This window comes from Streptomyces sp. (genome assembly GCF_031181555.1).
Classification (GTDB): Bacteria; Actinomycetota; Actinomycetes; order Streptomycetales; family Streptomycetaceae; genus Streptomyces; species Streptomyces fimbriatus.
Genome location: NZ_JAPSKQ010000001.1, coordinates 84,403 through 90,850, shown reverse-complemented (window position 1 = coordinate 90,850; position 6,448 = coordinate 84,403). Strand labels below are relative to the sequence as shown.

Below are 6,448 nucleotides of genomic sequence, written 5' to 3'. Positions count from 1 at the left end.
CTGGAGGACGGCGGGCGTACGACACCGCTGTTCGCCGTGGACTCCTTCCCGGAGCAGCTGCACAAGCCGGTCACGGACCACGGCGACTTCATCAACGTCTTCGACGAGGACCTGATGCGGGAGATGGCCGACTGCATCAACAGCGGCCGCACGTGCGGCTCCGGCGCCGACGGGCCGGGCGGGGAACCGCAGGAGCCGCAGGAACCCACGGCCACTCCCGAGGCGCCGGACGGGGGCAACGGGAACGACGGCGGACAGGGCGACGACGGCGACCGGCCCGGCGACGGCGGCAACCAGTCCGGCGGCGCGGACCGGCCCGGCGACGGCGGACAGGAGGACCCGTCGGAGCCCCCGGCCGACGCGCCGGTCACCGAGGAGCCCTCCGGTGACGACGGTGCCGGGACCGGGCGCACCGAACCGCCCGGAGACAACGCCTCGCCCTCGGCGAAGAGCGGCGAGGCCGCAGACACGGACGGCCAGGACGGCATCGGCAACAACGGCAACAACGGCAACAACGGCAACAACGGGGACGGCCACACGGACGACGGAGGCAAGGGGGACAACGGCACGGGCGGCGACGAGGCCGGTCAGGAGGCCCCGGGCGCCGGCACGCCGACCAGCGGCAGCGGCCAGGACGCGGCGGCCGGCGACCGGACCGAACCACAGGCCGTGAGCGGCGGCCTGGCCGAGACCGGCGCCCAGCTCTGGCCCGCCGCGGCGGGCGCGGTCCTGGTCGTCACCGGATGCGTCGTGCTGCGCCGGGTGCGGCGCACCTGACCCGGCGCCTTCCGCCCGGTCACGGGAACGGCGGCGGGATCCCCTTCCGGGGCCCGCCGCCGTCGTACGCCCTCCCGGCTTCCGTGCGGGCACGGCCTCGGGCGGCCCGTGGGCGGGACGGGACCGCCTCACCGGCTCGGGGAGTCGACGACGGCGTCCGGCGCACCGCCGCCCCGGCCCGGTGCGGAGGGAGCCGGCCGCCGGGGCCCGCGCAGGGCGCGGGGGAGGCGCGGGCGCGCGGCCGTGCCCAGGGCACCGGACCCCAGGGCGACCCCGGCGCCGACCAGGGCACTGCCCACCGCCTGGGCCGGGCCGTAGGACCCGGTGCCGACCAGCGGCGCGGTGCAGGCGGCCGCCACCGGGATGAGGCCGGAGAACAGGGTGGCGCGCTCGGCACCGATCCGCTGCATGCCCATGTACCAGCACACGAACCCGATGACGGTGACCACCACCGCCTGCCACAGCAGCGCCGCCGTCTCGACCGTGTCCGGACGGCGCAGCCAGGCGGATCCGTCGAGCAGGACCCCGGCCGCCGCCGATTCGAGCGCGGCGATCCCGCACACCACGGCGGACAGCAGCCGGGGGCCCAGGGGCCGCAGTACCGGCACGGCCAGCACGGCGAACCCCACCTCGCCGACCAGCGCGCACGCGGAGAAGGCGATGCCCGCTCCGTCCGTACGCCCCCAGCCCTGCACCGTGAACGCGCCGAGGGCCACCGCCGACGCCCCGTACAGGACCACCCGCTGCGGCCGACGGCCGTCCAGCAGGGGGACGAGGACGGCGACCACCACGGGCGCGCAGCCCACGAAGACGCCGGGCACCGCCGGTTCCGCCGTCCGCTCCGCGGCGAGGACGGCCAGGTTGAACCCGACCATGCCGACCGCCGCGAGCAGTACGAGACGGCCCCACAGACGGGGCGCGAGCGACCGCAGCCTGGCGATCGACCCCTTCCCGGCCAGGGGCAGGAGCAGCAGCCAGGCCAGTCCGTAGCGCAGGAACTGGCCGCCCGCGTACGGGTAGGCGCCCAGGACGCTGTTGGCGGTGAAGGATCCTCCGACGAGGACACAGGCGAGCGCGGCGAGCAGGGCCCCGCGCGTGGTGACGGCGTTCATGGCACCGACGCTAGGAAGCACGGCGGTCCGCTTGGAGGTCCACTTCCGCCCCGCTGTCACGGACCAATCGGGGCGGAGGCGTCAGGACAGGGCGGGCGGACCGGAGAAGGACGGCCGGGCGCCGGCCGGCGGATCGGCCGGGGTGACGCTGTCCCGCGCCTCCTCCTTCTTCTTCCAGGGACCGACCCCGAGCCTCCCCGTCGTGCCGAGGTCGAGTTCGGGGACGACCGTCACCCAGTCCGTGCCGGGCCTCGCCCGCACCCGCGCGTAGGGTGCGTCGACGGGCGTACCCGCCCGCACCGTGTTGCGCCACACCAGGCCGGCCCGGGCGCCCTCGCCCGGCTCCAGTACGAGCGGCAGGGCAGGGCCGTCCGCTCCGGTGCCGGACGCGACGGAGCTGCCGTCCTGCAGGATCCGGACGCCGTCCACCGGTTCGTGGTCCTCGTCGAGGAGCCGCACGTCCGGGTAGCCGTGCAGCGCGTAGGGGCGGGGGCCGCAGTTCTCCAGGTGCAGGGAAACGACCCGCAGGCCCATGGCGGCATCGCCGTCGTCGGCGTACACGCGGACACCCGAGGCCGGGCACGGACCGTTCGTGGACGGCGCCTCGTCGGCCGGAACGCTGCGCACCCCGGAGATCCGCACCCCGCTCACGTTCCGCGCACCCGACGCGGACTCGCTCAGCGGGATCCTGCCCGCGACCGTCCGGCCGGGCTCCACGGCCGTGACGGTCTCCTCCGTGTTGTCCAGCACCGTTCCCGTCTCCGACAGGAAGTCGAAGGTGACGAAGTAGGTGAAGGGCTCGTCGCCCCGATGGGTGACCTCGAACAGGGCGCAGCCCCGGCTGCCACCGCCGAAGCCGGTGATCCGGACCCCGTCCCGCTCCGTACCGGCGGGATCCCCGGGCAGGGACGGGGCGCCGGCCGTACGCGGCACGCCGGGGGACTGCCCACCGGGGGACCGCTCGTCGCAGGGGGACCCGGACGGCGGCGGATCCGCCGGGCCCGCGCCGGGCCGGGCGGCCTGCTCGGTTCCGCACGCGGTGAGGAGCAGGACGCCGGCGAGGGCGGCGGGCAGGGAGAGGGACGCGAGTCGCATGAGGGAAGTCGATCAGTACCGGGCGCCGTCGGCTGTGACGGAAGCCATGCTTCCGGGCACTGTCGTGTGACACTTGGGCAAAGACCGCGGTGTCGCCCGAGGGGCGCACCGGCCGGCCGGAGAGGGGAGTGGTCATGAACCGGGGGACGGCGGGCATGCGCGAGAGCCGCGAGAACGAGGCCACGGACAAGGACACGGCGGCGGCCGCGCGCCACGCCCGCTTCGGCCGTCTGCCGGAACCGGTCCGGGCGGAGGACATGGTCGAGGAGCGCCCGGCCACCGCACCGGACCCCGCCCGGCACGCCTACGACCCGGACGAGTGGATGGTGCGCTACTGCCTGTGAGGCCGCCCCCGCGACGCCGGCGCGCGGACCCGGTCGCTCCGCCGTCGTGAGCGGAGCCGGAAAGGGGCGCGCCCGCGGAGGTCCTGCGCCGCATGCAGCAGCACGACGGGCCTTCGGGGCGCGCGGCGGGCAGGCCGGGCCTGCCGCTTCGCCCGTCCTCGGGAGACCCGATGCCCCTTCGTCCCGCCGCCGCCCGCGGACGGCCACCGTCGTCGTGGTGTGCGTGGCGGCCCTGGGCCCGGCCGCCGTGCGTCCCGCCTCGCCGGCCGTCCCCGCGGAACCGCACGAGGACCGGCGGCCGCGGCGGCAGATCGCCGGGTCCGCCGCACCCGAGCGGTCACGCCGCCCGCGGACCGTCCGGGAGGACCTCGTCCGCGCGCTGCCGCGGAGCGGAGACCACCGGGATCACCCCGGTGTGTGAAGGGTGTGGAGGCGATGTGCCCACGCGGTGCGTCAGGCCCGGCGTCCGGGGTATGAGCGGCGTACGCCTCTGGTGGAACAGCAGGCGCGTACGTACTCCCCCTGACGGGCGGGCAGCCCTCCCGTCACCGGACCGGAGGACACCATGTCCCGGACCGACGAGCCGCTCCTGAGCGCCGCGTCACTGGACGACGCCCTGGGGGCGTCCCTGGCCGACACCGTGCGGGGCACCGGTGCCTCGGTCGGGGCGCTCTACCTGTCCGAGCGGGTGACCGGCGTACTGCGCCTGGTATGGCTGTGCGGCCTGCCGGTGGAGTTCTTCGCCCCGTGGCAGCGTCTGCCGCCGGCCGGTCCGGCGCCCGTCGCCGACGCCGTTCGCGAGGAACGGTTCGTCTGGATCGACGGCCAGGAAGAGATGGCCCGGCGGTATCCGCGGACCGCCGCCGTCCTGCCCTACCCCTTCGCGCTGGCCGCGATACCGCTGACCGGTGTGCGCCACTGCTGGGGCGGCCTCGTCCTGATGTGGCCCGCCGACCGTCCGAGGCCGCCGACCGCCCGGGAACGGCACGCCGTCACCACCGGCGCCCGGAACCTCGCGCGCCTCCTGGACGACTCCGACCAGTCACCGACCCTGTCCGACCGGCCGCGGTTCGTCCCGCCGAACGCCGTGACCCGACCCGCGCAGACGGACCTGGCCGCCTCCGACTACCTCGAGCGCCTGCCCGAGGGCGCCATGTCCCTCGACCTGGAGGGCCGGATCACCTACCTCAGCACCGCCGCCGCCCGGCTGCTCGGCCGCGGGGTGGAGCGACTCCTCGGCACCCGCCCCTGGGAGGCCCTCGCCTGGCTGGGCGACCCCGTCTACGAGGACCACTACCGCACGGCGCTGGTCAGCCGCTCGCCGGTGGCCTTCACCGCGCACCGCCCGCCGGACCGGTGGCTGGTCTTCGAGCTCTATCCCGACACCAGCGGCATCAGCGTCCGCGTCACCCCCCGCGCGGAGCACCCCGCGGACGACCCGCCGTCCGTCACCGCGCGACGTCACTCGCCCGCCCCCACGGGGCGTCTGTACCAGCTGGTCCACCTGGCCGCCGCGCTCACCGAGACGGTGACCGTGCGGGACGTCGTCGAGCTGATCGCGCACCAGATCCTGCCCGCCTTCGGGGCCCAGGGCCTGGTGCTGTCCGCCGCCGACGCCGGCCGCCTGGAGATCATCGGCCATCACGGCTACGACGCCGACGCCGTGGAACGGCTCGACGCCCTGTCCCTGGACACGCGCCTCACCCCCGCGGGCGACGTCCTGGCCGGTGGCACCCCCGCCTTCTTCGCCGACCGGGCCGAGATCGCCGCCCGCTACCCGAAGGCGTTCCTGATGAGCGACAAGGCGGCCTGGGCCTTCCTGCCCCTGGTCATCTCGGGCCGGCCGGTGGGCTGCTGCGTCCTGTCGTACGAACGGCCGCACCCCTTCACCGCCGACGAGCGCGCCGTCCTGACCTCCCTGGCCGGTCTGATCGCCCAGGCCCTGGACCGCGCCCGCCTCTACGACACCCAGCACCGCCTCGTCCACGAACTGCAGCGCGCCCTGCTGCCCCGCGCCCTGCCCGTCCTGCCCGGTCTGGACATCGCCGCGCGCTCGCTGCCCGCCGGACACGGCCTCGACGTCGGCGGCGACTTCTACGACGTCCTGCGCCTCGACGACACGACCGCGGCCGCCGTCATCGGGGACGTGGAGGGGCACAGCGTCACCGCGGCCGCGCTCACCGGCCAGATCCGCACCGCCATCCACGCGCACGCGACCGCGGGCTCGGCACCGGACGAGGTGCTGACCCGCACCAACCGGCTGCTGGCGGACCTGGACTCCGAGCTGCTGGCGTCCTGCCTCTTCGTCCACCTCGACCTGGCGCGCTCTCAGGTGACCCTCGCCAGCGCGGGACACGTGCCGCCACTGCTGCGGCACGGGCCCGGCCGGGCCGAGGTGCTGACCGTCGAGCCGGGACCGCTCCTCGGCATCGACCTGCGCGCCCGTTACCCGGTCACCACCGTCGCGCTGCCCCCGGGGGCCGTCCTCGCCCTGTACACCGACGGCCTGGTGGAGATTCCCGGCACCGACACCACCCGGACCACCCAGCACCTCGTCGAGCGTCTGGCCACCGGCGGCGACCTCGATCCGCGCCACCTCGCCGACCGCCTCCTGCCCCCCGCGAGCAGCGGCGTCCAGCACGCCGACGACATCACCGTCCTCCTGCTGCGCGCCGCGGGCACACCCGCCGCGGGACGACCGCCGGCCACGGCCCACCGGGCCGGACGGCGGCCCCGGCCGGAGGCACGCCCGTGAGCGGGGCGCTCGACCGAGCCGCCCACCACCTCGCCCGCCGGGCGGCCGGCCGGTGATCGGCACCCGCGCCGCACCCGCACGGCGCACCGTGCGCCGGAACGCCGGACGGCCCGGCAGCGGCGACCGACACCGGACGGTGGCCCGGCCCGCCTCCCACGACCTGACCGTGCGGTGATCGCGGGCGCTCGGCCCGCCCGGGCGACTCCCGGACGAACCGGGCCCGGCCCCGCGGGTCCCGGAGGGCGCCCGTCCCCTCCCGCCGGGCGTACGAGGCCCGGGCCGCCGTCTCCCGCTGCCGCGGCGGGCGGCAGCGGAGGGTCCGTACTCCCTCCTCGTCACCCACCGCGGCCAGGTGCCGGCGGCCC

General features: G+C 76.4%; 4 protein-coding genes and 1 pseudogene. 3 read left to right on the top strand and 2 right to left on the bottom strand.

Features of this window, described 5'->3' with window-relative positions; translation table 11 throughout:
* Positions 1-777: pseudogene (locus RIM90_RS00400) on the top strand (hypothetical protein); the annotation flags it as partial.
* A 128-nt stretch (positions 778-905) separates the two neighbouring features.
* Here the strand turns inward: RIM90_RS00400 and RIM90_RS00395 are convergent.
* Together RIM90_RS00395 and RIM90_RS00390 are read right to left on the bottom strand one after the other, a co-directional pair.
* A complete protein-coding gene (locus tag RIM90_RS00395) occupies positions 906-1,889 on the bottom strand; it encodes a DMT family transporter (RefSeq protein WP_309058443.1) in 984 nt (327 codons plus the stop codon).
* A gap of 81 nt (positions 1,890-1,970) precedes the next feature.
* On the bottom strand, positions 1,971-2,984 hold the full coding sequence (locus tag RIM90_RS00390) for a DUF4232 domain-containing protein (protein ID WP_309058442.1): 1,014 nt from the start codon (positions 2,982-2,984) through the stop codon (positions 1,971-1,973).
* Between the two features lie 155 nt (positions 2,985-3,139).
* Between RIM90_RS00390 and RIM90_RS00385 the strand changes: the two genes are divergently transcribed.
* Together RIM90_RS00385 and RIM90_RS00380 are read left to right on the top strand one after the other, a co-directional pair.
* The gene (locus RIM90_RS00385) at positions 3,140-3,328 is read left to right on the top strand and encodes a hypothetical protein (RefSeq protein WP_375165374.1); all 189 of its coding nucleotides are present in this window, start codon (positions 3,140-3,142) and stop codon (positions 3,326-3,328) included.
* A 565-nt stretch (positions 3,329-3,893) separates the two neighbouring features.
* Positions 3,894-6,083 carry a SpoIIE family protein phosphatase gene (locus tag RIM90_RS00380; RefSeq protein WP_309058440.1) on the top strand — a complete coding sequence of 730 codons (2,190 nt, stop codon included), beginning with the start codon at positions 3,894-3,896 and terminating at the stop codon, positions 6,081-6,083.
* The last annotated feature ends 365 nt before the right edge of the window (positions 6,084-6,448 follow it).

What these genes read in the sequence shown, in the direction of transcription:
- RIM90_RS00395 (WP_309058443.1), bottom strand. Translation starts at nt 1,889, where the DNA reads ATGAACGCCGTCACCACGCGCGGGGCCCTGCTCGCCGCGCTCGCCTGT.
- RIM90_RS00390 (WP_309058442.1), bottom strand. Translation starts at nt 2,984, where the DNA reads ATGCGACTCGCGTCCCTCTCCCTGCCCGCCGCCCTCGCCGGCGTCCTG.
- RIM90_RS00385 (WP_375165374.1), top strand. Translation starts at nt 3,140, where the DNA reads ATGCGCGAGAGCCGCGAGAACGAGGCCACGGACAAGGACACGGCGGCG.
- RIM90_RS00380 (WP_309058440.1), top strand. Translation starts at nt 3,894, where the DNA reads ATGTCCCGGACCGACGAGCCGCTCCTGAGCGCCGCGTCACTGGACGAC.